Annotated in this window: 24 protein-coding genes; 17 read left to right on the forward strand and 7 right to left on the reverse strand. The window is 71.7% G+C overall.

The window, feature by feature from the left end:
* Positions 1–27 precede the first annotated feature (27 nt).
* The gene (locus PBV52_RS39280) at positions 28–942 is read left to right on the forward strand and encodes a HipA family kinase (RefSeq protein ID WP_274245333.1); all 915 of its coding nucleotides are present in this window, start codon (positions 28–30) and stop codon (positions 940–942) included.
* The gene (locus PBV52_RS39285; RefSeq protein WP_128429398.1) at positions 939–1,217 is read left to right on the forward strand and encodes a SelT/SelW/SelH family protein; all 279 of its coding nucleotides are present in this window, start codon (positions 939–941) and stop codon (positions 1,215–1,217) included. The genes PBV52_RS39280 and PBV52_RS39285 overlap by 4 nt, the downstream gene beginning before the upstream one ends.
* Positions 1,218–1,221: 4 nt before the next feature.
* Here PBV52_RS39285 and aceB read toward each other — a convergent pair whose 3' ends face one another.
* Both aceB and PBV52_RS39295 read right to left on the reverse strand, forming a co-directional pair.
* Complete coding sequence (gene aceB / locus PBV52_RS39290; RefSeq protein WP_274245336.1) at positions 1,222–2,847, reverse strand: malate synthase A; 1,626 nt, start codon at positions 2,845–2,847, stop codon at positions 1,222–1,224.
* A 209-nt stretch (positions 2,848–3,056) separates the two neighbouring features.
* Positions 3,057–3,659, reverse strand: a complete 603-nt coding sequence (locus PBV52_RS39295; protein ID WP_274245338.1) for an NTP transferase domain-containing protein — start codon at positions 3,657–3,659, stop codon at positions 3,057–3,059.
* A gap of 223 nt (positions 3,660–3,882) precedes the next feature.
* Between PBV52_RS39295 and PBV52_RS39300 the strand changes: the two genes are divergently transcribed.
* A complete protein-coding gene (locus PBV52_RS39300; RefSeq protein ID WP_373922041.1) occupies positions 3,883–4,170 on the forward strand; it encodes a DUF5955 family protein in 288 nt (95 codons plus the stop codon).
* Positions 4,171–4,197: 27 nt separating this feature from the next.
* Here the strand turns inward: PBV52_RS39300 and PBV52_RS39305 are convergent, their stop codons facing one another.
* Positions 4,198–4,506 (reverse strand): antibiotic biosynthesis monooxygenase, encoded by a 309-nt coding sequence (locus PBV52_RS39305; protein ID WP_274245342.1) that lies wholly within the window; start codon positions 4,504–4,506, stop codon positions 4,198–4,200.
* A gap of 57 nt (positions 4,507–4,563) precedes the next feature.
* The gene (locus PBV52_RS39310; protein WP_274245345.1) at positions 4,564–5,364 is read right to left on the reverse strand and encodes an IclR family transcriptional regulator; all 801 of its coding nucleotides are present in this window, start codon (positions 5,362–5,364) and stop codon (positions 4,564–4,566) included.
* A gap of 249 nt (positions 5,365–5,613) precedes the next feature.
* On the opposite strand from PBV52_RS39310, the gene allB reads away from it, so the two are divergent.
* Both allB and alc read left to right on the forward strand, forming a co-directional pair.
* Complete coding sequence (allB, locus tag PBV52_RS39315; RefSeq protein ID WP_274245347.1) at positions 5,614–6,951, forward strand: allantoinase AllB; 1,338 nt, start codon at positions 5,614–5,616, stop codon at positions 6,949–6,951.
* A gap of 47 nt (positions 6,952–6,998) precedes the next feature.
* A complete protein-coding gene (alc, locus tag PBV52_RS39320) occupies positions 6,999–8,114 on the forward strand; it encodes an allantoicase (protein ID WP_274245349.1) in 1,116 nt (371 codons plus the stop codon).
* 76 nt (positions 8,115–8,190) lie between these two features.
* Here the strand turns inward: alc and PBV52_RS39325 are convergent, their stop codons facing one another.
* A complete protein-coding gene (locus PBV52_RS39325; protein WP_274245351.1) occupies positions 8,191–8,937 on the reverse strand; it encodes an SDR family oxidoreductase in 747 nt (248 codons plus the stop codon).
* Positions 8,938–9,100: 163 nt separating this feature from the next.
* Between PBV52_RS39325 and PBV52_RS39330 the strand changes: the two genes are divergently transcribed.
* The 3 genes from PBV52_RS39330 to PBV52_RS39340 all read left to right on the forward strand — a co-directional run bounded on the left by PBV52_RS39330 (position 9,101) and on the right by PBV52_RS39340 (position 11,188).
* On the forward strand, positions 9,101–9,928 hold the full coding sequence (locus PBV52_RS39330; RefSeq protein ID WP_274245353.1) for an AIM24 family protein: 828 nt from the start codon (positions 9,101–9,103) through the stop codon (positions 9,926–9,928).
* A gap of 91 nt (positions 9,929–10,019) precedes the next feature.
* Positions 10,020–10,646: a dihydrofolate reductase family protein gene (locus tag PBV52_RS39335; RefSeq protein WP_274245355.1), complete on the forward strand. Its 627-nt coding sequence runs from the start codon at positions 10,020–10,022 to the stop codon at positions 10,644–10,646.
* Positions 10,647–10,801: 155 nt separating this feature from the next.
* Positions 10,802–11,188: a ribonuclease domain-containing protein gene (locus PBV52_RS39340; RefSeq protein ID WP_128434064.1), complete on the forward strand. Its 387-nt coding sequence runs from the start codon at positions 10,802–10,804 to the stop codon at positions 11,186–11,188.
* A 60-nt stretch (positions 11,189–11,248) separates the two neighbouring features.
* Here the strand turns inward: PBV52_RS39340 and PBV52_RS39345 are convergent, their stop codons facing one another.
* On the reverse strand, positions 11,249–11,449 hold the full coding sequence (locus PBV52_RS39345) for a hypothetical protein (RefSeq protein ID WP_274245359.1): 201 nt from the start codon (positions 11,447–11,449) through the stop codon (positions 11,249–11,251).
* 179 nt (positions 11,450–11,628) lie between these two features.
* Here PBV52_RS39345 and PBV52_RS39350 point away from each other — a divergent pair, with 179 nt between their 5' ends.
* From PBV52_RS39350 to PBV52_RS39360, 3 genes are all read left to right on the forward strand, one after another.
* Positions 11,629–12,873 carry a sensor histidine kinase gene (locus PBV52_RS39350; RefSeq protein ID WP_274245360.1) on the forward strand — a complete coding sequence of 415 codons (1,245 nt, stop codon included), beginning with the start codon at positions 11,629–11,631 and terminating at the stop codon, positions 12,871–12,873.
* Between the two features lie 141 nt (positions 12,874–13,014).
* The gene (locus PBV52_RS39355; protein WP_274245362.1) at positions 13,015–13,695 is read left to right on the forward strand and encodes a response regulator transcription factor; all 681 of its coding nucleotides are present in this window, start codon (positions 13,015–13,017) and stop codon (positions 13,693–13,695) included.
* A gap of 43 nt (positions 13,696–13,738) precedes the next feature.
* Positions 13,739–14,917 (forward strand): cytochrome P450, encoded by a 1,179-nt coding sequence (locus PBV52_RS39360; RefSeq protein WP_274245364.1) that lies wholly within the window; start codon positions 13,739–13,741, stop codon positions 14,915–14,917.
* Positions 14,918–14,951: 34 nt separating this feature from the next.
* Here the strand turns inward: PBV52_RS39360 and PBV52_RS39365 are convergent, their stop codons facing one another.
* Positions 14,952–15,974, reverse strand: coding sequence for a Gfo/Idh/MocA family oxidoreductase (locus tag PBV52_RS39365; protein ID WP_274245365.1), 1,023 nt, complete (start codon positions 15,972–15,974; stop codon positions 14,952–14,954).
* Positions 15,975–16,103: 129 nt separating this feature from the next.
* Between PBV52_RS39365 and PBV52_RS39370 the strand changes: the two genes are divergently transcribed.
* From PBV52_RS39370 to PBV52_RS39395, 6 genes are all read left to right on the forward strand, one after another.
* Positions 16,104–16,841 (forward strand): GntR family transcriptional regulator, encoded by a 738-nt coding sequence (locus PBV52_RS39370; RefSeq protein ID WP_274249854.1) that lies wholly within the window; start codon positions 16,104–16,106, stop codon positions 16,839–16,841.
* Between the two features lie 213 nt (positions 16,842–17,054).
* The gene (locus PBV52_RS39375; RefSeq protein ID WP_274245368.1) at positions 17,055–18,224 is read left to right on the forward strand and encodes an ROK family glucokinase; all 1,170 of its coding nucleotides are present in this window, start codon (positions 17,055–17,057) and stop codon (positions 18,222–18,224) included.
* Positions 18,221–18,802 carry a sugar kinase gene (locus PBV52_RS39380; RefSeq protein ID WP_274245369.1) on the forward strand — a complete coding sequence of 194 codons (582 nt, stop codon included), beginning with the start codon at positions 18,221–18,223 and terminating at the stop codon, positions 18,800–18,802. The genes PBV52_RS39375 and PBV52_RS39380 overlap by 4 nt, the downstream gene beginning before the upstream one ends.
* A gap of 160 nt (positions 18,803–18,962) precedes the next feature.
* Complete coding sequence (locus PBV52_RS39385; protein WP_274245372.1) at positions 18,963–21,785, forward strand: DEAD/DEAH box helicase; 2,823 nt, start codon at positions 18,963–18,965, stop codon at positions 21,783–21,785.
* A complete protein-coding gene (locus tag PBV52_RS39390; protein ID WP_373921966.1) occupies positions 21,782–24,133 on the forward strand; it encodes an SWIM zinc finger family protein in 2,352 nt (783 codons plus the stop codon). The genes PBV52_RS39385 and PBV52_RS39390 overlap by 4 nt, the downstream gene beginning before the upstream one ends.
* Positions 24,134–24,253: 120 nt before the next feature.
* Positions 24,254–25,264, forward strand: a complete 1,011-nt coding sequence (locus PBV52_RS39395) for a hypothetical protein (protein ID WP_274245373.1) — start codon at positions 24,254–24,256, stop codon at positions 25,262–25,264.
* Positions 25,265–25,279 lie beyond the last annotated feature (15 nt).

A 25,279-nucleotide genomic window follows, 5' to 3' on the forward strand; every position in this document is an offset into this window, starting at 1 on the left:
GGCAAACGACGTGTGGGGCCTCGGAAGATGTTGAGAAGGGTCACCGCCACCCGCTACATCGAGCCACTGCGGTCCGGCGGCTCCGTGCCCGGAGTCGTCGAGGCCGACGACCTGGGCACCTACGTCGTGAAGTTCACCGGCTCCGCGCAGGGCCGCAAGGCGCTGGTCGCCGAGGTGATCGTGGGGGAACTGGCCCGTGCCCTGGGACTGCGCTTCCCCGAGCTGGTCCTGGTCCACTTCGACCCGGAGATCGCCGCGAGCGAGCCGCACCAGGAGGTACGGGAACTGCACGCGGCCAGCGCGGGAGTCAACCTCGGCATGGACTATCTGCCGGGCGCGAAGGACTTCACCCCGGAACTCGCGAAGCACTTCCGCGTGGACCCGCTGGAGGCGGGCCGCATCGTCTGGCTGGACGCCCTGACCGCCAACGTCGACCGTACGGTCCACAGCTCCAACCTGATGGTCTGGCCCACGCTGGGGACCGTCCCGCCGCGCCTGTGGCTCATCGACCACGGCGCCGCGCTCGTCTTCCACCACCGCTGGGACGGCACGGACCCCGCGAAGGCATACGACTTCCGTCACCACGCCCTCGGCCACTACGCCCCCGACGTACGCGCGGCCGACGCCGAGCTGGCGCCGAAGGTCACCGAGGCGCTGCTGCGGGAGGTCGTGGCGGAGGTCCCGGACGCGTGGCTGAGCGCCGAACCGGGCTTCATGAGCCCCGGAGAGGTCCGTGACGCCTACATCGCCCACCTCCACGCGCGCGTACAGGCGTCCTCGGCCTGGCTCCCCACCGACTTCCCCACCCGGGAGGAACTCGCCGCCGAGGAGGCCCGACGGGTGGCGAAGACACAGGAAGGCCGGCCGAACTGGCTCAAGCGGGTCCCCGACCTGCACGGCAAGCCGGCCGCGGAACAGGATTGGTCGGTGCACCTCGGATGAGTGGCCGGGTAGAGATCGAGTACTGCACCCAGTGCCGCTGGCTGCCGCGCGCGGCATGGCTGGCGCAGGAGCTGCTCACGACCTTCGAGGCGGAGCTGTCCGAGCTGGCGCTGAAGCCCGGCAAGGGCGGCGTCTTCGTCGTCCGCGTCGACGACGAGGTCGTATGGGACCGCCGCGAGCAGGGCTTCCCCGAGCCCACGGCGGTCAAGCAGGTCGTACGCGACCGAGTGGCCCCGGGAAAGTCCCTGGGCCACTCGGACAAACCGGCTTCCTGAGGGCTCAGCCCTTCAGCTGCTCGTACGCCGGCAGCGTCAGGAAGTCCGCGTAGTCCTCGTCGAGGGAGACCTCCAGGAGCAGGTCGTGGGCCTGCTGCCAGTGGCCGGCCGCGAAGGCCTCCTCGCCGATCTCGGTGCGGATGTTCGCCAGTTCCTCGGCGGCGACCTTGCGGGCCAGCTCCGGCGTGGCCTTCTCGCCGTTCTCGAACTCGACGCCCGCGTTGATCCACTGCCAGATCTGCGAGCGGGAGATCTCGGCGGTGGCCGCGTCCTCCATGAGGTTGAAGATGGCGACCGCGCCGAGGCCGCGCAGCCAGGCCTCGATGTAACGGATGCCGACCTGCACGGCGTTGATCAGGCCGTTGTACGTCGGCTTGGCGTCCAGGGAGTCGATGGCGATCAGGTCGGCCGCCTCGACGTGGACGTCCTCGCGCAGGCGGTCCTTCTGGTTCGGCTTGTCGCCGAGGACCTTGTCGAAGGACTCCATGGCGATCGGGACGAGGTCGGGGTGGGCGACCCAGGAGCCGTCGAAGCCGTCGCCGGCCTCGCGGTCCTTGTCGGCGCGGACCTTCTCGAAGGCCACCTTGTTGACCTCGGCGTCCCGGCGGGACGGGATGAACGCCGCCATGCCGCCGATCGCGTGCGCGCCGCGCTTGTGGCAGGTACGGACGAGGAGTTCGGTGTACGCGCGCATGAACGGGGCCGTCATCGTGACCGCGTTGCGGTCCGGCAGGACGAACTTGGCGCCGCCGTCGCGGAAGTTCTTGACGATGGAGAACAGGTAGTCCCAGCGGCCCGCGTTCAACCCGGCGGCGTGGTCGCGGAGTTCGTAGAGGATCTCCTCCATCTCGTACGCGGCCGTGATCGTCTCGATCAGCACGGTCGCGCGGACGGTGCCCTGCGGGATGCCGACGTAGTCCTGGGCGAAGACGAACACCTCGTTCCAGAGGCGGGCCTCCAGGTGCGACTCCGTCTTCGGGAGGTAGAAGTACGGGCCCTTGCCGAGGTCGAGCAGGCGCTGGGCGTTGTGGAAGAAGTACAGGCCGAAGTCGACCAGCGCACCGGGGACAGCGGTGCCGTCCGCATCCACGAGGTGGCGCTCGTTCAGGTGCCAGCCGCGGGGGCGCATGACGACCGTCGCCAGCTCCTCGTTCGGGCGCAGGGCGTACGACTTGCCGGTGCGCTCGTCCGTGAAGTCGATGTTCCTGGTGTAGGCGTCGGCCATGTTCACCTGGCCGAGGATCACGTTCTCCCAGGTGGGCGCCGAGGCGTCCTCGAAGTCCGCGAGCCAGATCTTCGCGCCCGAGTTGAGGGCGTTGATGCTCATCTTGCGGTCGGTGGGGCCGGTGATCTCCACCCGGCGGTCCTGCAGCGCCGGCGGGCACGGGCCCACCCTCCAGGAGTCGTCCGCGCGGATCGCGGCCGTCTCGGGGAGGAAGTCGAGCGTGGAGGTACGGGCGATCTCGGCGCGGCGCTCGGCGCGGCGGGCGAGGAGCTCGTCACGCCGGGGCGTGAACCGGCGGTGCAGCTCGGCCACGAAGGCGAGGGCCGCCTCGTTAAGGACCTCCTCCTGCCGGGGCAGGGGCTCGGCGTCGACGATGGCCAGCGGGGACGGCGCTGGTGCGGACATGAGCTGTCACTTCCTTCAGCGAACTACGAAGACGAGCGGTCGAGCTTTGGCACCGGGTGCCAGTCTTCCCGGATACGACGAGGAACGCCCGTGGAGCGGACGGGCGCTTCTGAACAGTGGATACTAGTTTCCTCATGGTGGAAGTTCAATCGTTTGTTGATGTCGAGATTCTCTGAGTCGAGGGAACGTGGCTCTGGGTGCCACCCCCCTTACTCAAGGTGGGCGAGATCGGCCTCGGTGTCGATGTCGTAGGACCGCGCCACATCCCCGCACTCGACGAGACGGATCGCCTCCTCACGCTCCTTCAGATAGGCGCGTGCCCCTCGGTCGCCGGTCGCAGTCGCCGCGATGCCCGCCCAGTGGGCGGCGCCGAAGAGGACGGGATGCCCGCGTACGCCGTCGTACGCGGCCGAGGCGAGCGACGTCTCGTCCTCGTACGCGGCGAGCACCCGCGCGACCGCCTCCTGACCGATGCCGGGCTGGTCGACGAGCGAGACGAGCGCCGCCCTCGCCCCCGTACCGGCGAGCGAGTCGAGCCCGGCGCGCAGGGAGGACCCCATCCCCTCGGCCCAGTCGGGGTTCTCCACCAGCACACAGTCACCGAGCTCCGCCCGCTCCCGTACGGCGGCGGCCTGCGCGCCCAGCACGACGTGCACGCGGGCACAGCCGGCCGCGCGCAGCACCCCGACGGCGTACTCGACGAGCGGCCGGCCACGGTGCCGCAGGAGTGCCTTGGGCCGTCCGCCGAGCCGTCGTCCACCGCCCGCGGCGAGGAGCAGACCGGCGACCGGGGGTGCTTCTTTCTGCGTCATGCGTCCTGCATACCTGACGTCCACGGGTGTGCCGGGTTTCCTTGGGCTGAATTTCGGTCCGTACGGTGGCGCGCCCGGCATCGGTGGCGTTTACTGACCCGCGTCCCCGGCGCCCGACCAGCGCCAGGGGGGACGACAGGGCCTGCGCGGGGGAGCGGGACTACTGGCGCACAACGGCGTGCGAGGGGGGAGTGCTGTGTTGCGGAGCTTGGGACAGAGGCCGGTGGCGGGCAGCGACGAGGACCCGAGGGTGGCGGAACTGCGGACGGCGGTGTCCCGTCTGCGCCGCGAACTCGCCGCGCATCCCTCCGAGTTCCCCGACCGGGGCATCGCCGAGGACGAGCTTGCCGCGCTGGCCGCGATGACGATCGACAGGGCGCCGGAGATTCCGCGGCTGCGCAGGTCGCTGCTGCTGATCGCCGGCGCGATCGGGTCGGTCAGTGCGTTGTCCCGGGGGCTGTCGGACGTGCGCGACGCCGTGGACCTGTTCGGGGAACCCCCGCGCCGCTGAACCGTGGCCGGCCCGCACGCCCCGCGCTCAGATGTCGACGACCGTCTCGTAGCCGCTGCTCTGCATGTCCTCGCACAGGACGTAGGCGGCGTCGAAGTGCTCCTTGAACTCGGGGTCGCCCTGCCAGGCGCGCATCGAGTCCAGGTCCTGCCAGGTGGCGAAGGACAGGAAGGAGTTCGGGCTCCTGAGGTCTCGGATCAGCCGGGCCCCGAGGAACCCCTGGTGCGCCTCTTTGGTCCAGGTGAGGAATTCCCGCCAGCGCTCGATGAACTCGTCGGCGCTGCCCTCTTTGACCGACCACTTTCCCGAGGACCAGTGCTTGTTCTCCTGCAGCATGGTGGCCACCTCGCTCTGCGATGGTCCCCTGCCCCCAGGGTAGGCGCGCCCGCGGATCTACGCCGTCGGAGTCGAGGTCGCCAGCGCCTCGGACAGCTCCATGGCCACCTGCTGCAGCACCGGCACGATCTTGTCCGTCGCCGCCTCCGTGACGCGGCCCGCCGGGCCCGAGATCGAAATGGCGGCCGCGGTGGGGGAGTTGGGGACCGAGACCGCGAGGCAGCGGACACCGACCTCCTGCTCGTTGTCGTCGACCGCGTAGCCGTGGCGCCGCACGTCCTCCAGGGCCGCCAGGAAGCCGTCCGGGGTGGTGATCGTCTTCTCCGTGGCGGCCGGCATGCCGGTGCGGTACAGCAGGGCGCGCACCTCCTCCGGCGGGAACCCGGCGAGCAGCGCCTTGCCGACACCCGTGGAGTGCGGCAGCACGCGCCGGCCGACCTCGGTGAACATACGCATTGAGTGCTTGGACGGCACCTGGGCGACGTACACGATCTCGTCACCGTCGAGCAGGGCCATGTTCGCCGTCTCGCCGGTCTCCTCGACCAGCCGGGCCAGGTAGGGCCGGGCCCAGGTACCGAGGAGCCGGGCGGCGGACTCGCCGAGGCGGATCAGGCGCGGGCCGAGGGCGTAGCGGCGGTTGGGCTGCTGGCGTACGTATCCGCACGCCACCAGCGTCCGCATGAGGCGGTGGATGGTGGGCAGCGGCAGCCCGCTGCTCGCGGACAGCTCGCTCAGACCGACCTCGCCGCCCGCGTCCGCCATCCTCTCCAGCAGGTCGAAGGCGCGCTCGAGGGACTGGACGCCGCCACTGTTGCTGGACCTGGCGGAGTCGGTGGTGCTGGCGCTGGACGTCGGCACGGCGCGTTCCTTTCGGGACCGGTGGGAGGGCGCAAGCCTACCCGCCAGTCGGTTGACTCCCCGCTTGTACGTAGCTACGTTCTGCGTGCTGGAATTCTAATTCCGCTTTGTGGAAACGTCCAGAGTGCATGGGGTGGGTGCACTGTGGAGAAGTGTGCCCTTGACGGCGCGGAAGCGGGAGCGGAGACTCCTTCAACAGAAAGTTGAATTCCGTTACGCGGAAGTTAACGGCGGCAGAGAGGGGCTCGGGTGTCCGACGTCGAACTGGTGCTGCGCTCGACGCGCGTCATCACCCCGGAGGGGACGCGGGCCGCTTCGGTCGCGGTCTCCGCCGGCAAGATCACGGCCGTACTCGGGTACGACGCCGACGTTCCGGCCGGTGCCCGGCTGGAGGACTTCGGCGACGACGTCCTGCTGCCCGGCCTGGTCGACACGCACGTGCACGTCAACGACCCCGGCCGCACCGAGTGGGAGGGCTTCTGGACCGCCACGCGCGCGGCGGCGGCCGGCGGCATCACCACCCTCGTCGACATGCCGCTCAACTCCCTCCCGCCCACCACGACGGTCGACAACCTCCGCACCAAGCAGGACGTGGCCGCCGACAAGGCGCACATCGACGTCGGCTTCTGGGGCGGGGCCCTGCCCGACAACGTCAAGGACCTGCGCCCGCTGCACGAGGCCGGCGTCTTCGGCTTCAAGGCCTTCCTGTCGCCGTCCGGTGTCGACGAGTTCCCGCACCTCGACCAGGACCGGCTCGCCCAGTCCCTGGCCGAGATCGCCTCCTTCGGTGGCCTGCTCATCGTGCACGCCGAGGACCCGCACCACCTCGACGCCGCCCCGCAGCAGGGCGGCCCCAAGTACGCCGACTTCCTGGCCTCACGCCCGCGCGACGCGGAGGACACGGCGATCGCCCAGCTGATCGACCAGGCGAAGCGTCTCCACGCGCGCGTACACGTACTCCACCTCTCGTCGAGCGACGCGCTGCCGCTGATCGCCGAGGCCAAGCGGGACGGCGTACGGATCACCGTCGAGACCTGCCCGCACTACCTGACCCTGACCGCCGAGGAAGTCCCGGACGGCGCCAGCGAGTTCAAGTGCTGCCCGCCGATCCGCGAGTCCGCCAACCAGGACCTGCTCTGGCAGGCGCTGGCCGACGGCACGATCGACTGCGTGGTGACCGACCACTCGCCGTCCACGGCCGACCTGAAGACGGACGATTTCGCGACCGCCTGGGGCGGCATCTCCGGACTCCAGCTGAGCCTGGCGGCGGTGTGGACCGAGGCCCGCCGGCGCGGGCACGGCCTTGAGGACGTGGTCCGCTGGATGTCCGCGCGGACGGCGCAGCTCGTCGGACTGGATCAGAAGGGCGCCATCGAGGCGGGCCGCGACGCCGACTTCGCCGTCCTCGCGCCCGACGAGACGTTCACCGTGGACCCGGCCGCCCTCCAGCACCGCAACCGTGTGACGGCGTACGCGGGCAAGACCCTGTACGGCGTCGTGAAGTCCACCTGGCTGCGCGGCGAACGCATCGTGGCCGAGGGCGAGTTCACCGACCCGAAGGGCCACCTGCTCACCCGCGCCCACTGACCACCTCTCCCGCACCCGCAGCGGCCGATTCCTGAAAGGCACACCTCGTGACGGCGATACCCAGCTTCACTGGCGACGCGAACCCCTACGGAGGCGGCGACCCGTACGCGGACTACCGCACCGCCGACTTCCCCTTCACCCAGTACGCCAACCTCGCCGACCGCCGGCTCGGCGCCGGTGTCGTCGCCGCCAACGACGAGTTCTTCGCCCAGCGCGAGAACCTGCTGGTGCCCGAGCGGGCCGAGTTCGACCCCGAGCACTTCGGGCACAAGGGCAAGATCATGGACGGCTGGGAGACCCGGCGGCGGCGCGGTGCCTCCGCCGAGCACCCGTGGCCGACGGCCGAGGACCACGACTGGGCGCTGGTACGCCTCGGCGCGCCCGGCGTGATCCGCGGGATCGTCGTCGACACCGCCCACTTCCGCGGCAACTACCCGCAGGCGGTGTCCGTCGAGGGCACCTCGGTGCCGGGCTCTCCGTCGCCCGAGGAACTGCTGGCGGACGACGTGAAGTGGACCCCGCTGGTGCCGCGCACGCCGGTGGGCGGGCATGCGGAGAATGGTTTCTCCATCGCCGTCGAACAGCGCTTCACCCACCTGCGGGTCAACCAGCACCCCGACGGCGGCATCGCACGCCTGCGCGTGTACGGCGAGGTGGCACCGGACCCGCAGTGGCTGGAGGTGCTCGGCACCTTCGACGTGGTCGCCCTGGAGAACGGCGGCCAGGTCGAGGACGCCTCCAACCTCTTCTACTCGCCCGCTACGAACACCATCCAGCCGGGCCGCTCCCGCAAGATGGACGACGGCTGGGAGACGCGCCGACGCCGCGACCAGGGCAACGACTGGATCCGCTACCGGCTGGTGGCGCAGTCCCAGATCCGGGCGATCGAGATCGACACGGCGTACCTGAAGGGCAACAGCGCGGGCTGGGCATCGGTGTCGGTGAAGGACGGCGAGGACGGTGAGTGGACCGAGGTCCTCCCGCGCACCCGCCTCCAGCCCGACACCAACCACCGCTTCGTCCTGCCGACCCCCGCCGTCGGCACGCACGCGCGCGTGGACATCTTCCCGGACGGCGGCATCTCCCGCCTGCGGCTGCACGGCTCGCTGACGCAGCAGGGGGTGGCGGGGCTGGCGGCTCGGCATCAGGAGCTGGGCGGCTGAGACCCTGGCGCGCTGACGCGCGACGGCTGACCCGTGAGGCGCACCGGCTGGACAGCACCGGTGCGCCTCACGCATGTCACGCGGCGTGGCCGCCGTCGATCGCGAACTCCGTCCCCGTGACGTAGTCCGCCGCGGCCAGGTACGCGACCATCGACGCCACCTCCTCGGCCGTGCCGAAACGCCCCAGCGCGGTCATCACCGCCTGGCCGGCCGCGTACGGGCCGTCGGCGGGGTTCATGTCCGTGTCGATGGGGCCGGGGTGGACGATGTTCGCCGTGATGCCGCGCGGGCCCAGTTCGCGGGCCAGGGCTTTCGTCAGGCCGATCAGGGCCGACTTGCTGGTCGCGTAGAGCGTTCCGCCGGGGCCCGGCACGCGCTGGGTCATGCAGCTGCCGATCGTGATGATCCGACCTCCTGCCGGCATGCGGGCGGCCGCTGCCTGCGAGGCCAGGAACACGCCCCGCACGTTCACGGCGAGGACCCGGTCCACGTCCGCGAGCGACAGGCCCTCCAGGGGGCCCAGTACGCCGACGCCGGCGTTGTTCACCAGCACGTCCAGGCCGCCCAGTGCCTCCGCCGTACGCTTCACCGCGTCCGCAGCCTCGTCCGCGTCCGCGGAGTCCGCCCGCAGGGCCACGGCCCGCCGTCCCAGCGCCTGAACGGCCCGTACGACCTCCTCGGCCGCCTCCTTGCCGCTGACGTAGGTCACGGCGACGTCCGCGCCCTCCCGCGCGAGCCGCAGTGCCGTGGCCGCGCCGATGCCGCGGCTGCCGCCGGTGACCAGGGCGACCTTGCCGTGCAGGGTTCCGTGAGTGGCTGTCATGGGTCCGTAAGTCGTTGTCATGGATCCATCCCAGCGCCGCGCGGCCCGAAGTGCTGGCGGCGAACGGACACCGAGATCGTGGGGAACCGGAACCCTGGCGGAACTGGGTAGACCCGGTGGTACCGGTCGGAACTCTTTGCTCCGGTTCCCTCGTTCCCTCCACGTGACTCTTCAGCAAGAAATCGTCGGCAACGCCATGCAGATGGCGGTCGTCAGCCTGCGGCCCGGTCAGACCGTGTACTGCGAGGCGGGCAAGTTCCTCTTCAAGACCACCAACGTGACCATGGAGACCCGCCTGACCGGCCCGTCGAACGGCCAGCCACCCCAAGGCGTCCCGACCGCCGGCGGCGGTGGCGGCGGCATGGGCGGCATGCTGCGCCAGGCCATGGGCACCGCCATGCAGGTCGGCCAGCGCGTCCTCGCGGGCGAGTCGATCGCGTTCCAGTACTTCACGTCCCAGGGCGGCGAGGGCACCGTCGGCTTCGCGGGCGTACTCCCGGGCGAGATGCGCGCACTGGAGCTCGACGGCACGCGCGCGTGGTTCGCCGAGAAGGACGCTTTCGTCGCCGCCGAGTCCACCGTCGACTTCGGCATCGCCTTCCAGGGCGGCAGGACCGGCATGAAGGGCGGCGAGGGCTTCGTCCTGGAGAAGTTCACCGGGCACGGCACGGTGATCATCGCCGGCGCGGGCAACTTCATCGACCTCAACCCGGCCGACTTCGGCGGCCGCATCGAGGTCGACACGGGCTGCGTCGTCGCCTTCGAGGAGGGCATCCAGTACGGCGTCCAGCGCGTCGGCGGCCTGAACCGGCAGGGCCTGATGAACGCCGTCTTCGGCGGCGAGGGCCTCTCCCTGGCCACCCTGGAGGGCAACGGCCGCGTCATCCTGCAGTCCCTCACCATCGAGAGCCTGGCCAACGCGCTGAAGAAGGCCCAGGGCGGCGACAAGCAGGGGCCGACGGGCGGTCTGTTCTCGACGAACGCGGGGTGAGACGGCACACGGCCCACCGATGAGTTGCGGGTGCCGACGGGGTCTGAGGTGATGACAGCAGACCCCACCCCCCTGAAAAGAGGCACTCCTCATGGGCAAGCTCGTCTCCACCCTCTTCGTCACGCTCGACGGCGTCTACCAGGCACCCGGCGGCCGGGAGGAGGACACCCGCGGCGGCTTCGAGCATGGCGGCTGGGTCTTTCCGTACGCCGACGACGACTTCGGCCAGTTCATCAACGAGGTCTTCGCGCGCCCGGCCGCCTTCCTCCTCGGGCGCCGTACGTACGACATCTTCGCGGCGTTCTGGCCGAAGGTGACCGACCCGGCCGACCCGGTCGCGTCCAAGCTCAACGCACTGCCGAAGTACGTCGCCTCCTCGACACTGACGGACCCCGCGTGGGCCGGCACCACGGTGGTCAGCGGCGACCTCGCCAAGGAGGTCGCCGCCCTCAAGGAGCGCACCGACGGAGAACTCCAGGTCCACGGCAGCGGCGCCCTGGTCAGGTCCCTGCTGGCCCTCGACCTCGTCGACACCCTCCACCTGCTGACCTTCCCGGTGGTGCTCGGCACGGGCCACCGCCTGTTCGGGGAGGGCGCCGTGCCCACCGCGTTCAGGCACACCGCCGGCCGCACCACGAGCAAGGGCGTCGCCATCCATTCGTACGACTTCGCGGGCCGCCCGGAATACGGCTCGTTCGAGCTCCCCGAGAACGCGTGAGGACCCGCCCGCGGAGTTCTCGCCCGGCCACCTCGTGGAGATCGGGTGAGAACGCCGGGGCGTACGTTAACTTCCCGAAAACTCATCGGACTTGCCGGGAAAATCTCCGGGCTTGACATTGACATGCCACTGTCTACGCGCGTCATCATGAAGGCATGAGATTCCCCCCACGAATCACCCGCATCGGCGCCGCAGCCGCCGTCCTGTCCGCCCTCCTCGTCGGCGGCACCGTCACTGCCACTCCGGCGGCCGCCGCGGTCGGCAGCATCTGCTACGGCGACCTGCCCTCCCAGGCGCACGACACGCTCGACCTGATCGCGCAGGGCGGCCCCTACCCGTACTCGCAGGACGGCACCGTCTTCTCCAACCGGGAAGGCATCCTGCCCAGCCAGTCGTCCGGGTACTACCACGAGTACACGGTCATCACGCCTGGTTCGTCTACGCGTGGAGCTCGCCGGATCGTCACCGGTGAGGAGAACCAGGAGGACTACTACACGGCCGACCACTACGCGTCGTTCGACCTGATCAACTACAGCTGCTGAGCCCGTAGTTCACGGTCGGTGCCGAGGAACGGTGCGACCAGCCGGAAGTCCGGTCCGCGCTCAACCGGACTTCCGGCTCTCGGCGGCGGCGAACAGCGCGAACGCCAGCACCAGCAGTGCGACGCTCGCGTAGATCTCGAAGCCGTCGAGGAAACCGATCCGCTGTACGAGTCCCCAGTGCCAGTCGGTGAACTCGTGCACCAGGCCCGCGACGCCCTGCACCAGGGCGATGAATCCAAGGATCTCCAGCAACTGCTTCATGCCATGACTCTCGCCCCGCGGACCCCCCACGCCAATCGGCCGCGGGGCGAGCCATGCCCGACGGAAGTCCACGTTCCGCGGCGGCCCGCCGCAACGAAGGTCTCCGGTGCCGCGACTTTGGTCGTCGATCGGACCCGAGGGGCCGCACCAGGGCCCGGTACTGCGTAGATTTGTCGACCGTGAGTGGTGACAAGCCGGATCCGGTATCGCAGGTCTTCGAAGGGCGGCGCTGGCTGCTGCCCTCGGCCCTGATCAAGGAGTTCGAGCTCGACCCCGAGCGCTCCGGACGGCCCCGGCGCACCGCGCGCGACTGGGTGGTCGACTTCTCCTGCTTCCTCCTGGCCGTGATCATCGGTCTGCTGACCGCGGACACGGTGGCCGACGAGAACATCCCGGTCGGCCTCGCAGCCCTCGACCAGCTCCTCGGCGCGCTCGCCTGTGCCGCGGTGTGGCTGCGACGCCGCTGGCCGGTCGGGCTCGCGATCGCGATGGTCCCGGTCTGCTTCGTGTCGAGCACCGCGGGCGGCGCGGGCGTGGTCGCCTTCTTCACGCTCGCCGTGCACCGGCCCCTCCGGTACGTGGCCTGGGTGGGCGGGTCCTCCTTGGCGCTGGCCCCGCTGTTCTTCTGGCTGCGCCCCGACCCCGACCTGCCCTACGGCTGGGCGATCCTCGTCGGCGTGCTGCTGACCGGTGGGGCGGTCGGCTGGGGCATGTTCGTACGGTCCAAACGGCAGCTCATGCTGAGCCTGCGCGACCGCACCCGGCGTGCCGAGACGGAGGCACGGCTGCGTGCCGAGCAGGCCCAGCGGCTAGCCCGCGAGGCCATCGCCCGGGAGATGCACGACGTCCTCGCGCACCGCCTGACGCTGCTCAGCGTGCACGCGGGCGCACTGGAGTTCCGGCCCGACGCGCCCCGGGAGGAGATCGCGCGGGCGGCCGGCGTCATCCGGGAGAGCGCCCACGAGGCCCTCCAGGACCTACGGGAGATCATCGGCGTACTGCGGGCGGGCGAACCGGACGACGCCGGCCGCCCGCAGCCGACCCTCGCGGCAGTGGAGGCGCTGGTCACCGAGTCCCGCGAGGCCGGCATGAAGGTCACCCTCGACCAGCGCGTCACCGACCCCGCGGCCGTCCCCGCCTCCGTCGGCCGCACCGCCTACCGCATCGCCCAGGAGGGCCTGACCAACGCCCGCAAGCACGCTCCCGGTACGGAGGTCACGGTGACGGTGACCGGCGCACCGGGCGAGGGCCTGTCGGTGTCGGTACGCAATCCCGCGCCCGAGGGCGAGGTTCCCCACGTTCCCGGCTCGGGACAGGGCCTGATCGGGCTGACGGAACGGGCCACGCTGACGGGCGGGCGCCTGGAGCACAGGCCGGTGGCGGACGGGGGGTTCGAGGTGCGGGCCTGGCTGCCCTGGGGGTGAGCGGGGGCGAGTGGGGGTGACGCCTGCCCCCCAACGCGTGCGTGCGGCGCGGCACATGTCACGGAGTGCGCCCGCGTGGTTGAGGGGTGGTCCTCGCCGTACCGCACCTCCACGCCGTACAACCGTGATTACGTAAGGCACATGACTGCGATCAGACTGCTCCTCGTCGACGACGACCCGTTGGTCAGAGCCGGACTGTCCTTCATGATGGGCGGCGCCGACGACATCGAGATCGTCGGTGAGGCGGCCGACGGCGGTGAGGTGGAGACGCTGGTCGACCGGACCCGGCCGGACGTGGTCCTGATGGACATCCGGATGCCGTCGGTCGACGGCCTCACCGCCACGGAGCGGCTGCGCGGCCGCAAGGACGCCCCGCAGGTCGTGCTGCTGACCACCTTCCACGCCGACGAACTGGTGCTGCGCGCCCTGCGTGCCGGCGCCGCCGGGTTCGTGCTCAAGGACACGCCGCCCGCCGAGATCGTCGACGCGGTGCGCCGGGTCGCGGCCGGGGACCCGGTCCTGTCGCCCACGGTGACACGCCAGTTGATGGACCGCGCGGCGGGCACCGCGGCCGACACGCGCCGCTCACGCGCGCGTGAGCGGCTCACCGCCCTCAACGACCGCGAACGCGAGGTCGCCGTCGAGGTGGGCCGGGGCCTGTCCAACGCCGACATCGCCGCGGAGCTCTTCATGAGCGTCGCCACCGTCAAGACCCACGTCTCCCGCGTCCTGGCCAAGCTGGACCTCAACAACCGTGTGCAGATCGCCCTGTTGGCGTACGACGCGGGACTTTTGGAGGAAGCGGAGGACGACGGGCACTAGCCGGGGTGCCCGTGCGTTGTCGGAGTGTCGGAGGGGGAGCGTCATGGCAGAAGTGATCGACCTGGGGGAGTTCGGAGAGGGGTTCCGCGAGAACCCGCATCCGGTGTACGCGCGCTTACGGGAGCAGGGCCCCGTGCACCGCGTCCGGCTGCCCGACTGGCAGTCCGAGGTCTGGCTCGTCGTGGGGCACGAGGAGGCACGCGCGGCGCTCGCCGACCAGCGGCTGGTCAAAGACGGCACCAAGATCGGCGTGAAGTCGCTTGAAGAGGAGCTGATCGGGAAGAACCTGCTGGCCACCGATCCGCCCCAGCACACCCGGCTGCGCGGGCTCGTCGCGCGTGCCTTCACCATGCGCCGCGTGGAGGAGCTGCGGCCGAGGATCCAGCGGATCACCGACGATCTGCTCGACGCCATGCTGCCGCGGGGCCGCGCCGACCTCGTGGAGTCCCTGGCCTACCCGCTGCCGCTCACCGTCATCTGCGAACTGCTCGGCGTGCCCGAGATGGACCGCGGGGAGTTCCGCAAGATGTCGACGGAGGCGATAGCGCCCACCAGCCCGGGCAAGGAGGTCGACGCCTTCGTCGCCCTGGGCGCCTACTTCACCGACCTGATCGAGGGCAAGAGGCGCGCCGGGCCCAGCGGTGATCTGCTGAGCGAACTGATCCGCACCACGGCCGAGGACGGCGACCGGCTCTCCCCGGACGAACTGCGGGGCATGGCCTTCATCCTGCTGATCGCCGGGCACGAGACGACGGTCAACCTCATCACCAGCGGTGTGCACACCCTGCTCACTCACCCCGGCCAACTCACCGCCCTGCGCGCCGACATGACCCTCCTGGACGGCGCCGTCGAGGAGATGCTGCGCTACGAAGGCCCGGTGGAGACGGCGACGTTCCGGTATGCCGCCGAGCCCGTGGAGATCGCCGGCGTCCACATCGAGAAGGGCGATCCGGTGATGGTCGGCCTCACCGCGGCCAACCGGGATGCGAGCCGCTATCCCGCTCCCGACACCTTCGACATCCGACGCGACACCCGCAGCCACGTCGCCTTCGGCCACGGCATCCACTTCTGCCTGGGCGCACCCCTGGCCCGCCTGGAGGCCCGCACGGCGATACGGTCCCTGCTGGAGCGCGCCCCGGACCTGGCTCTGGACGGGGCGCCCGGGGAGTGGCTGCCGGGCGTACTGATACGGGGGGTGCGAAGTCTGCCGGTGCGCTGGTAGCGGATCGGGCACCGCGGGCCTTCGAGTCCGGGCTTCACAGGGCTGCACCCTGAGTTCCGCCCGCGATCTCCGCGAGCGCGACCGGTCTTCGCTCGCCCCGCGACAGCTCGCACGCCTCCGCGATCCGCAACGCCTGCAAGGCCTCCCGCCCGTCGCAGGGATTGGCCCGCTCCCCGCGCACCACCTCCACGAACGCGTTGAGCTCCGCCTCGTACGCCGGTCCGAACCGCTCCAGGAACCCCGACCACGGCTTGTCCGCCGCGGGCGGGCCGGTCGGCTCGGTGGACGCGATCGGCGTACGGTCGTCCAGCCCGACCACGATCTGGTCCAACTCCCCGGCCAGCTCCATGCGTACGTCGTACCCGGCGCCGTTCAGCCGCGTCGCCGTGGCCGTGGCGAGGGTGCCGTCGTCCAGCGTCAGCACCACCGCGGCCGTGTCGACGTCGCCCGCCTCACGGAACATCGCGGGCCCGGCGTCCGACCCGGCCGCGTACACGTCGGCCACCTCGCGCCCGGTCACCCAGCGCAGCACGTCGAAGTCATGGATCAGCGTGTCCCGGTACAGCCCGCCGGACAGCGGCAGCCACTCGACCGGCGGCGGCTCCTGGTCGCTGGTGAGCGCCCGCACGGTGTGCAGCCGTCCGAGCCGCCCGGACCGCACCGCCTCGCGCGCGCCCACGTACCCCGGGTCGAAGCGGCGCTGGAAACCCATCTGGAGAATCGTCCCGGCGGTCTCCACCTCCCCGATCGCGTGCAGCGTGCCCGGCAGATCGAGTGCTATGGGCTTCTCGCAGAACACCGGGAGTCCTGCCCGTGCTGCCCGACCGATCAGTTCGGCGTGGGCCGACGTCGCCGTGGTGATCACCACCGCGTCCACGCCCCAGCGGAAGATCTCGTCCACTCCGGGCGCCGCCGTCTCGCCCAGGCGCCGCGCCAGTTCCTGGGCCCGCGCGCCGTCCGCGTCCGTGAGGATCAGGGAGCCGACGTCGCGGTGACGGCTCAGCGTGTTGGCGTGAATCGTGCCGATGCGGCCCGTACCGATGACCCCGATGCGCATGGAAACAAAGTGCGGGTTCAGTGCGTAAGCTGTCAATGCATATGTCAGGACAATCAAACTACACTACTTCCCGTCAACAACGCGTAGAGCTACGCTCGGCCCGTGCCGAAACCAGAAGTGGACCCGACCGTGGAACTCGAGCTCAGTGTGGACCGGAGCAGTCCGGTGCCCTTGTACTTCCAGCTTTCCCAGCAGCTCGAAGCCGCGATCGAGCACGGAGCGCTCACACCCGGCAGCCTGCTGGGCAACGAGATCGAACTCGCCGCACGCCTCGGCCTGTCCCGGCCGACCGTCCGCCAGGCCATCCAGTCGCTGGTCGACAAGGGCCTGCTGGTGCGCCGTCGAGGCGTCGGGACGCAGGTCGTGCACAGCCAGGTCAAGCGCCCGTTGGAGCTCAGCAGCCTCTACGACGACCTGGAGTCGGCCGGCCAGCGCCCGGCGACCAAGGTCCTCGTCAACACCGTCGTCCCGGCGTCCGCCGAGGTCGCGGCGGCGCTCGGGGTGGCCGAGGACAGCGACGTACACCGGATCGAGCGGCTGCGCCTCGCGCACGGCGAGCCGATGGCGTACCTGTGCAACTTCCTGCCGCCCGCGCTGATCGACCTGGACACCGCGCAGCTGGAGGCCACCGGCCTGTACCGCCTGATGCGCGCCGCGGGCATCACCCTGCACAGCGCCCGCCAGACCATCGGCGCCCGCGCGGCCACCGCCGCGGAAGCCGAGCGCCTCGCGGAGGAGGAGGGCGCCCCGCTGCTCACCATGCAGCGCGTGACCTTCGACGACACGGGGCGAGCCGTGGAGTACGGCACGCACACGTATCGCCCGACGCGCTACTCCTTCGAGTTCCAGCTGCTCGTGCGGTCATGAACTTCGGGCCCGGACGCTCCTGGCCGACCGCAAAAGACCGGTTGGTACGTTGCAATGTCAGGACATTGCAACGATCCTGAAGTGCAACGTCCCCCAGGGGCGCGGGGAACTGCGCGACAAGCCCCCACGCGCCCGCACTCGGCATGTGGCAGTCACCACCGCTTTGGTGCCCCGCACGGCACCCAAGGGCGCGGTGAGGCAGAATCGGCGGCGATGAGCACCTACCGCGACCTCGCTTTCCCCGCCCGGACGGGCAGCGCCCCCATCGGCTCCCGCCGCGCGCCAGCGCTCCGCACGGTCGGCCCCCGGGAGCGCCGCTCACACCTGTCGGCGCCCCGGGTGCCGACCGTGGGCATCGACATCGGCGGCACCAAGGTGATGGCGGGCGTCGTGGACGCCGACGGCAACATCCTGGAGAAGCTCCGTACGGAGACCCCGGACAAGTCCAAGAGCCCGAAGGTCGTCGAGGACACGATCGTCGAGCTGGTCCTGGACCTGTCCGACCGCCACGATGTGCACGCCGTCGGTATCGGCGCGGCCGGCTGGGTCGACGCCGACCGCAACCGCGTCCTGTTCGCGCCCCACCTGTCCTGGCGCAACGAGCCGCTGCGCGACCGCATCGCGGGCCGCCTCGCCGTGCCCGTCCTGGTCGACAACGACGCCAACACGGCCGCTTGGGCCGAGTGGCGCTTCGGCGCCGGCCGCGGCGAGGACCACCTCGTCATGATCACGCTGGGTACCGGCATCGGCGGCGCGATCCTGGAGGACGGGCAGGTCAAGCGCGGCAAGTACGGCGTCGCCGGCGAGTTCGGCCATATGCAGGTCGTGCCCGGCGGCCACCGTTGCCCGTGCGGCAACCGCGGCTGCTGGGAGCAGTACAGCTCCGGCAACGCGCTGGTCAGGGAGGCGCGCGAGCTGGCCGCCGCCGACTCGCCGGTGGCGTACGGGATCATCGAGCACGTCAAGGGCAACATCGGCGACATCACCGGCCCGATGATCACCGAACTGGCCCGCGAGGGCGACGCGATGTGCATCGAGCTGCTGCAGGACATCGGGCAGTGGCTCGGCGTCGGCATCGCCAACCTCGCGGCCGCCCTGGACCCGTCGTGCTTCGTGATCGGCGGTGGCGTGTCGGCCGCCGACGACCTGCTGATCGCCCCCGCGCGGGACGCCTTCAAGCGCCACCTCACCGGCCGCGGCTACCGCCCCGAGGCCCGTATCACGCGGGCCCAGCTCGGCCCCGAGGCCGGCATGGTCGGCGCCGCGGACCTGGCCCGCCTGGTCGCCCGCCGCTTCCGCCGCGCCAACCGGCGCCGGGTGGAGCGCTACGAGCGCTACGCGCGGTTCGCCGAGGCCCGCCGGGCATCGCAGGGGTCGGCGTGACCGTGACCGTACCCCGCCAGGCCGACTCTCCTGACGAGCCGCAGCCGCCGGCCGAGGACCGCCGCCACATGATCCGCCGCAGGGCGATCACCCTGCTCATCATCGGGCTGCTCATCGGCGTACCGGCCGGCTATCTGGTGATCTCCGCCAACCAGAGTCGCGACAGCGGCAAGGACAAGGAGGAGAAGTACTCGGCGACCGGACTCACCCCGCACTGGCCGTCGAGGGTCCAGCGCCGCCTGTACCAGATCCCGGTCCCGGACTGGTCGTACAACGTCGCGTACTACGAGACGAACAACTGGAAGACCAGCCGTCTCTACGTCCAGTTCCAGACGGCCGACGCGAACCTGGACTGGTTCTTCAAGACCATGGGCGTCAGCCGGGACGACCTGAAGCGGGACGCCGTCACCATCAGCGCCCGCGACCAGAAGGTCACCGGCTGGGACTTCACGGGCCCCGGCCCGTGGTACGGCTTCACCCACAAGCAGAAGAACCCGGCGCCCACCCAGGACGTCGTCATAAACATGTCCGACCCGGCCAATCCGTTCGTGTACGTCGTCTCGCGCACGGTTCCTTGATCACATCCCGTTGATCACCCCCCTTGATCACCCCTTGATCCCTCCCTTGATCACCCGGCGAGGTTTCCGCCCCGCGCCGGTTGCCGGGGCCGATTGTCAGACCCCGCCCGTAGAGTCGAAGACGGTTGATCCGACTCAAGGGCGGGAGGTGGCAGGACGTATGAGCGACAGGGCCGCGGTGGCCGAGCGCACGGGGGAGGCCGTCCCCGTCCGACTCGCTGCCGTCTTCCTGCCCGCGCCCCTCCCGCGCGAGGGGCGGATGGCCTTCTGGGATCCCGAGGGCGGCCCGCTGCCCACCGAGGACACCGAGCTCACCGTCGTACGGCGTCATGGAGCCGGAGTCCGCCGCAGGACCACCCCCGCGCTGTCCCTGCCGCTCACCGACGCGCTGCCGCTGCTCGTGCGCGCCCGGCGCGACCCTGCCGCCCACCCCGCCACCGCCTGCTGGGGCGCGGCCGCACTGCACGCACTCCGGCTCACCGCCCGCGGCCGGCTGCTGCCCGGCCTCACCCCCACCGGCCACGACGCCTGGCGGGCCGGCCCGCTCGACCCGGACGACATCGCGCACCTGCGGGCGGTCGCCGCGGCCCTGCCGTACGAAGGCCACGCGGTTCCCCTGACCGGCCCGGGCCCGCTGCGGCTGCCCGAGCCGGAGGCGCTGATGCGCTCCTTCCTGGACGCGGTCGCGGACACCCTGCCCCGCACCCCCGCCGCACCGCACGTCTCGGGGAAGCCCTTCGCCGCCCACGAGGCCCAGCGCCTGCCCGACGCCCACGACTGGGCGGCCGAGGTCGCCGCCGGCATGGACGCGGGCGTGCGGATCTCGCTGCGCCTGGACCTGTCGGCGTACGACCTCTTCGACGACGGGGGTGACGGCGTGCGCAGCGCGGGCGCGGCCGTCGTCCAGGTGCACAGCCTCGCCGACCCCACCCTGGTGGCCGACGCGGCCGCCCTGTGGTCGGGCGAGGCGGACGCGGCGTTCGGGCCACGCGCGCGGGTGGACGCGGCGTTGGCGGTGCGGCGGGCGGCCCGGGTGTGGGCCCCGCTCGACCGGCTGTCCGAGCAGGACGCGCCCGATGTGCTGGCCCTGTCCGGCGATGAGCTGGGCGATCTGCTGGGCGTGGCGGCGACCCGGCTCGCGGCGGCCGGGGTGGCGGTGCACTGGCCCCGGGACCTGGCGCAGGACCTGAGCGCGGCCGCGGTCGTACGGCCGGCGCCGGGTTCGGCGACCGACGGCACCGGTTTCTTCGAGAGCGAGGAACTGCTCCAGTTCCGCTGGCAGTTGGCGATCGGCGGCGACCCGCTCACCGAGGGCGAGATGGACGCGCTCGCCGAGGCGCACCGCCCGGTCGTCCGGCTGCGGGACCGCTGGGTGCTGGTAGACCCGGCCCTCGTCCGCAAGGCCCGCAAACGCGAACTGGGCCTGCTCGACCCGGTCGACGCGCTGTCCGTCGTCCTCACCGGCAGCGCGGAGGTCGACGGCGAGACGGTCGAGGCGGTACCGGCCGGCGCCCTGGCGGCCCTGCGCGACCGGCTGACGGCGGGGGTACACCCGGCCGAACCGCCGCCGGGACTGCGGGCGACGTTGCGGGACTACCAACTCCGGGGCTTGGCCTGGCTGGACCTCATGACGTCCTTGGGGCTCGGCGGTTGCCTGGCCGACGACATGGGACTCGGCAAGACGATCACCGTCATCGCCCTGCACCTGAAGCGCGCCCGGACGGCCCCGACCCTCGTGGTCTGCCCGGCATCCCTGCTGGGCAACTGGCAGCGGGAGATCACCCGTTTCGCGCCCGGCGTCCCCGTCCGACGCTTCCACGGCCCGGACCGCACCCTGGAGGACATGGACGGCGGCTTCGTCCTCACCACGTACGGCACGATGCGGTCGACGGCGCCGACGCTGGCCCAGCACACCTGGGGCATGGTCGTCGCCGACGAGGCACAGCACGTCAAGAACCCGTACTCGGCGACGGCGAAGGCCCTGCGCACGATCGCCACGCCCGCGCGCGTGGCGCTGACCGGCACTCCGGTCGAGAACAACCTCTCCGAGCTCTGGGCCCTGCTCGACTGGACGACACCGGGCCTGCTCGGCCCGCTGAAGTCCTTCCGCGCCCGGCACGCGCGCGCGGTGGAGAACGGCGAGGACGAGGAGGCGGTGGCCCGGCTGGCCCGCCTGGTCCGTCCCTTCCTGCTGCGCCGCAAGAAGTCCGACCCCGGCATCGTCCCGGAGCTGCCCCCCAAGACGGAGACGGACCACCCGGTCCCGCTCACCCGGGAACAGGCCGCGCTCTACGAGGCGGTGGTGCGCGAGTCGATGTACGCCATCGAGACGGCGGAGGGCATGGCGCGCAGGGGCATGGTGCTGAAGCTCCTGACGTCCCTGAAGCAGATCTGCGACCATCCGGCGCTGTATCTGAAGGAAGCCGAAGCGGCGGCGACCGAGCGGTTGTCCGCCCGCTCCGGCAAGCTGACCCTGCTGGACGAACTGCTGGACACCTTGCTGGCCGAGGACGGGTCGGCGTTGGTCTTCACGCAGTACGTCGGGATGGCCCGGCTGATCGCCTCCCACCTCGCCGCCCGGGCGGTCCCGGTGGACCTGCTCCACGGCGGCACGCCGGTCCCGGAACGCGAACGCATGGTGGACCGTTTCCAGAGCGGTGCGACGCCGGTCCTGGTCCTGTCCCTCAAGGCGGCGGGCACCGGCCTGAACCTGACTCGCGCGGGCCATGTCGTCCACTTCGACCGCTGGTGGAACCCGGCCGTCGAGGAACAGGCCACCGACCGCGCCTACCGCATCGGCCAGACCCAGCCCGTCCAGGTCCACCGCCTCATCACCGAGGGCACGGTCGAGGACCGCATCGCGGAGATGCTCGAGTCCAAGCGGGCCCTGGCCGATGCGATCCTCGGCTCCGGCGAATCGGCCCTCACGGAACTGACGGACCGTGAACTGTCCGACCTCGTGTCGCTGCGGAGGACGTCATGACGGGGCCGGTGGAGCGGGGGAGTGCGGGTGGTGGGGCGAGCCGTGACGGTGCTTCGAGTGCTGCCGGCCGTCCGGATCCGGCGCGCTCGACCGAGGCAGACGTGGCCGCCGCCGAGCTTGACGCCGAGTTTGACGTCGAGCGGGACGCGGACCGGACACCGGTTCAGGAGCAGCCGGGCCGATCGCCCGAGGCGCGCCCGGCCGACGTGGCACGCCGAGCGCTCCGGGCCGCGCGGGAGCGACGCGAGGGGGTGCCGGGGGGTTCGGCCGAGGGCCGGGACCTGCCGCAGGGGGAGTCTGTCGGCGAGGAGTCGGTTCCGGACAGGGGCGAGCGGGATGAGCGCCCAAGGGCTCGGCCGGGTGACGCGGCCCGGGCGGCACTGCGCCGTGCCGGCGCCGGGACCGGCGCGTCCGGTGCGTCCGGTGCCGAAGCGGACCGGCCCGGCACCGAAGCAGGGCCCGTCCCGCAGGTGCCCGACCCCGCACCCGACCGGCGAGGGGTGCGTCCCGCCGATGCCGCCCGTGAGGCGTTGCGGGCAGCACTCGGGGAGAGGCGGCAGGCCCAGGCGGACGAAGAAGGGAGCGGGGACAAGGAGCGCGCGCGCCGGTCAGGGCGTCCGGACTCGACCGATCCCCGGGTTCGCAGGGGTGCCGTCGGCGGGGCTGCCGCTCTCCGTGCGCGTGAGGTGAGGGAGTTGCTCGCCGACGCATTCCGGATGCCGCCCATGGACGAGCCGCGTACGGACGACTCGGCGACGCCCGATCCGGACACTCGGCGCCGAACCAGCCCGGCCGGCCACGCCCCCGACTCGCCCTCCACACCAGCCCCGGAGGCCCCCGCCTCCCCAGCACCCAACGACTCCCGCTCAGCACAGGGCCGACCACCCGCAGCATCCTCATCCTTGCAGCGCTCCGGGCCCGGTATCTCGGCCGAGTCCGCCGGCCGTCCTGCCACACCTTCCGCGCGCTCCGGATCCGGTGACTCGTCCGAGCCCCCTGCCCGTCCCGCAGTACCCTCGGCGCCCCCCGGCGGCGACGCTGGGCCCCTGCCCTCCGTTCCCGCCACACCCCAGGTCCCCCGTTCCATGGCCGCCCCGGGGCGGGACGGTGAACTCCGCCGTACCTTCCCGGCGTTCGCGCCCCGCTCGTCGGACGACGCCTTCGCCGAGACGTGGTGGGGCAATGCCTGGGTGGCCGCCCTGGAAGAGGGCGCCCTCGATCCCAAGCGGCTCGCCCGGGGACGCGGCTACGCGCAGGAGGGGCACGTCGATGCCATCACCGTGACGCCGGGGCTGGTCCTGGCGTATGTGCGGGGCAGCCGTCCGCGGCCGTACCGCGTGCAGGTGCGGTTGCGGACGCTCGGTGACGGCGACTGGGCGCGGTTCCTGGACGCCGCGGCCGACCGGCCGGGACACATCGCGGCGTTGCTCGACAAGGAGATGCCGCACTCCCTCGCCGAGTGCGGGGTGCCCCTGCTGCCGGGCCCCGGTGACCTCGACCCCCACTGCAGCTGCCCCGACCGCGGCCACCCCTGCAAGCACGCCGCCGCCCTCTGCTACCAGACCGCACGCCTGCTGGACGCCGACCCCTTCGTACTGCTCCTGCTGCGCGGCCGCGGTGAGCGCGAGCTGCTCGACGCCCTCTCACGCCTGAGCGCCGCCCGCGCGGCCCGTGCCGCGCAGGAACGGGAACCGGCGCCCGCGCCGGGCGTACGCGCCACCGACGCCCTGGCTGCGCACCGCCAACTTCCTCCTCTCCCAGTCCCGTTGCCCGTGCCCCCGCACCCCGAGCAGCCTCCCGTCTACCCGGCGGCACCGGGCGGCCCGGACCCCTTCGCGCTGGACCAGTTGGCGACCGACGCGGCCGCCCGCGCGCACGCCCTGCTCAGCACCGGCCGCGATCCGGTCGCCGAACTGACCCTGTGGCAGGACGCGGTACGACTCGCCGCGGCCCGCCCGGGCTCCGGCCTCACGGCGGCGACCCGTGCCCTGTACGCCTCGCTCGCCTCCGCAGCCGACCGCACCCCGGCAGAGCTGGCGCGTGCGGTCGCCGCCTGGCGCCAGGGCGGCCTCGAAGGCCTCGCCGTCCTCGAAGAGCCCTGGGACCCGCCGGCCGGCCGCTTCGACCGTGCCCGCCCCCTCCTCCTCGCCGCCGACCTCCCCGCCTTCCGCCCTTGGCACAACCACCTCACGCACCCTCGCGGCCATGTCCAACTCCGCCTGGGCCGCGACGGCCTCTGGTACCCGTACGAATCGGAACCGGGCCACGAGGACTGGTGGCCGCGCGGCACCCCGGACCTCGACCCGGTCGGCGCCCTGACGGGCCTGGGAGGCTCGCCGGAAGGCTGACGGGGGTTCAAGTACCGCGGCCCCCAACGGCCGTGGTGGACCGCGACATTCGAGCCACTACACTGCCGCGATGTCGCCATGCGACACAGCGACTGTCCGAAAACGAACGGGGGAAGAGACATGGCAACGGGGGGATGGGGTCCCGGCGCGGGACAACCCGGCGGCAACGCACCGGGCGGCCAGGGCTGGGGCGGACCTCTCGGGCCGCCGGCCAACAACCCGTACGGGCCCCCGCCCGCGGGCGCAGGTCCGTACGGTCCGCCCGAGCCGAACCCGTATCCACAGCACCCGTACCCACAGCACCCGTATCCACAAAACGCTTACCCCTACGGCCCGCCGCCCGCGGCGCCCGTGCGGGCCCCGCGCCGCCGCAGCCGCCTGTGGTACTTCTCCGTCTTCTTCCTCGCCGGCGCCATCATCCGCTCCGCACACCGCGTCGCCACCCGGCTGTTCGTCCAGGAGGGCGACGGCCGGATCGAGGACCGCACCGTGGACCGCGTCCAGGTCGCCCGCACAGTCCTCGGCGCCGCCGCCACCCTCGCGCTGGTCCTCGTCTACGGCGTGGAGGCGGACCGATGGGAGGACGCGGGGACGGGCAGCGTCGCCAACCTGATCATCACCCCGGTCCTGCTGATTTTCACCGGACCCTTGGTCATCCTCGGCTTCATCCTCTACGCGCCCCCGCCCCTGCGGCCGCAGCTGCGCTCCCGGCTCCATGCCCCGCTCAAGGCGGTCGGCTGGTACGTGCTGACGGTGGTGGTCATCGCAGGGGTCCTCTACGTGGCGGCCCAGAGCGCACTCGACAACCGCAGGGACTGGTTTGGCTATCTGATCGCCTTCGCGGCGTTGGCCGTGATCGTGTGGGGGTTTCCCTTCTTCTTCATGGCGTCGCTGTACTCAGCCCGCAGCGCCTTCAACACCGCCCACGTCCACCCCATGCTGCCGCCCGTGATCACTGGAGTGCTGGTCTGGGTGCTCGCGGTCTTCAACCTGATCGACAGCGGCATGCCGCAGGGCCCACCGGTCTTCCAGTTCTGCTCGCTGCTGGGCGGGCCGCTGTCGGTGACCGCCGTCTCGCTGTGGGAGCTGCGACGGATGCGGACCCGGTTCGGGGTCACCCTTCGCGGCTGAGCCGAACCGGCGTGA

Source organism: Streptomyces sp. T12, from assembly GCF_028736035.1.
Classification (GTDB): domain Bacteria; phylum Actinomycetota; class Actinomycetes; order Streptomycetales; family Streptomycetaceae; genus Streptomyces.

Excerpts from the sequence above, each read along its gene's own strand:
- PBV52_RS39365 (WP_274245365.1), bottom strand. The coding sequence starts at position 15,974 with ATGCGCATCGGGGTCATCGGTACGGGCCGCATCGGCACGATTCACGCC.
- PBV52_RS39395 (WP_274245373.1), top strand. The coding sequence starts at position 24,254 with ATGGCAACGGGGGGATGGGGTCCCGGCGCGGGACAACCCGGCGGCAAC.
- PBV52_RS39305 (WP_274245342.1), bottom strand. The coding sequence starts at position 4,506 with ATGCTGCAGGAGAACAAGCACTGGTCCTCGGGAAAGTGGTCGGTCAAA.
- PBV52_RS39295 (WP_274245338.1), bottom strand. The coding sequence starts at position 3,659 with ATGACGCAGAAAGAAGCACCCCCGGTCGCCGGTCTGCTCCTCGCCGCG.
- PBV52_RS39360 (WP_274245364.1), top strand. The coding sequence starts at position 13,739 with ATGGCAGAAGTGATCGACCTGGGGGAGTTCGGAGAGGGGTTCCGCGAG.
- PBV52_RS39335 (WP_274245355.1), top strand. The coding sequence starts at position 10,020 with ATGGGCAAGCTCGTCTCCACCCTCTTCGTCACGCTCGACGGCGTCTAC.
- PBV52_RS39280 (WP_274245333.1), top strand. The coding sequence starts at position 28 with ATGTTGAGAAGGGTCACCGCCACCCGCTACATCGAGCCACTGCGGTCC.
- PBV52_RS39325 (WP_274245351.1), bottom strand. The coding sequence starts at position 8,937 with ATGACAGCCACTCACGGAACCCTGCACGGCAAGGTCGCCCTGGTCACC.
- PBV52_RS39390 (WP_373921966.1), top strand. The coding sequence starts at position 21,782 with ATGACGGGGCCGGTGGAGCGGGGGAGTGCGGGTGGTGGGGCGAGCCGT.
- PBV52_RS39285 (WP_128429398.1), top strand. The coding sequence starts at position 939 with ATGAGTGGCCGGGTAGAGATCGAGTACTGCACCCAGTGCCGCTGGCTG.
- PBV52_RS39375 (WP_274245368.1), top strand. The coding sequence starts at position 17,055 with ATGAGCACCTACCGCGACCTCGCTTTCCCCGCCCGGACGGGCAGCGCC.
- aceB (WP_274245336.1), bottom strand. The coding sequence starts at position 2,847 with ATGTCCGCACCAGCGCCGTCCCCGCTGGCCATCGTCGACGCCGAGCCC.
- PBV52_RS39340 (WP_128434064.1), top strand. The coding sequence starts at position 10,802 with ATGAGATTCCCCCCACGAATCACCCGCATCGGCGCCGCAGCCGCCGTC.
- PBV52_RS39345 (WP_274245359.1), bottom strand. The coding sequence starts at position 11,449 with ATGAAGCAGTTGCTGGAGATCCTTGGATTCATCGCCCTGGTGCAGGGC.
- PBV52_RS39385 (WP_274245372.1), top strand. The coding sequence starts at position 18,963 with ATGAGCGACAGGGCCGCGGTGGCCGAGCGCACGGGGGAGGCCGTCCCC.
- PBV52_RS39355 (WP_274245362.1), top strand. The coding sequence starts at position 13,015 with ATGACTGCGATCAGACTGCTCCTCGTCGACGACGACCCGTTGGTCAGA.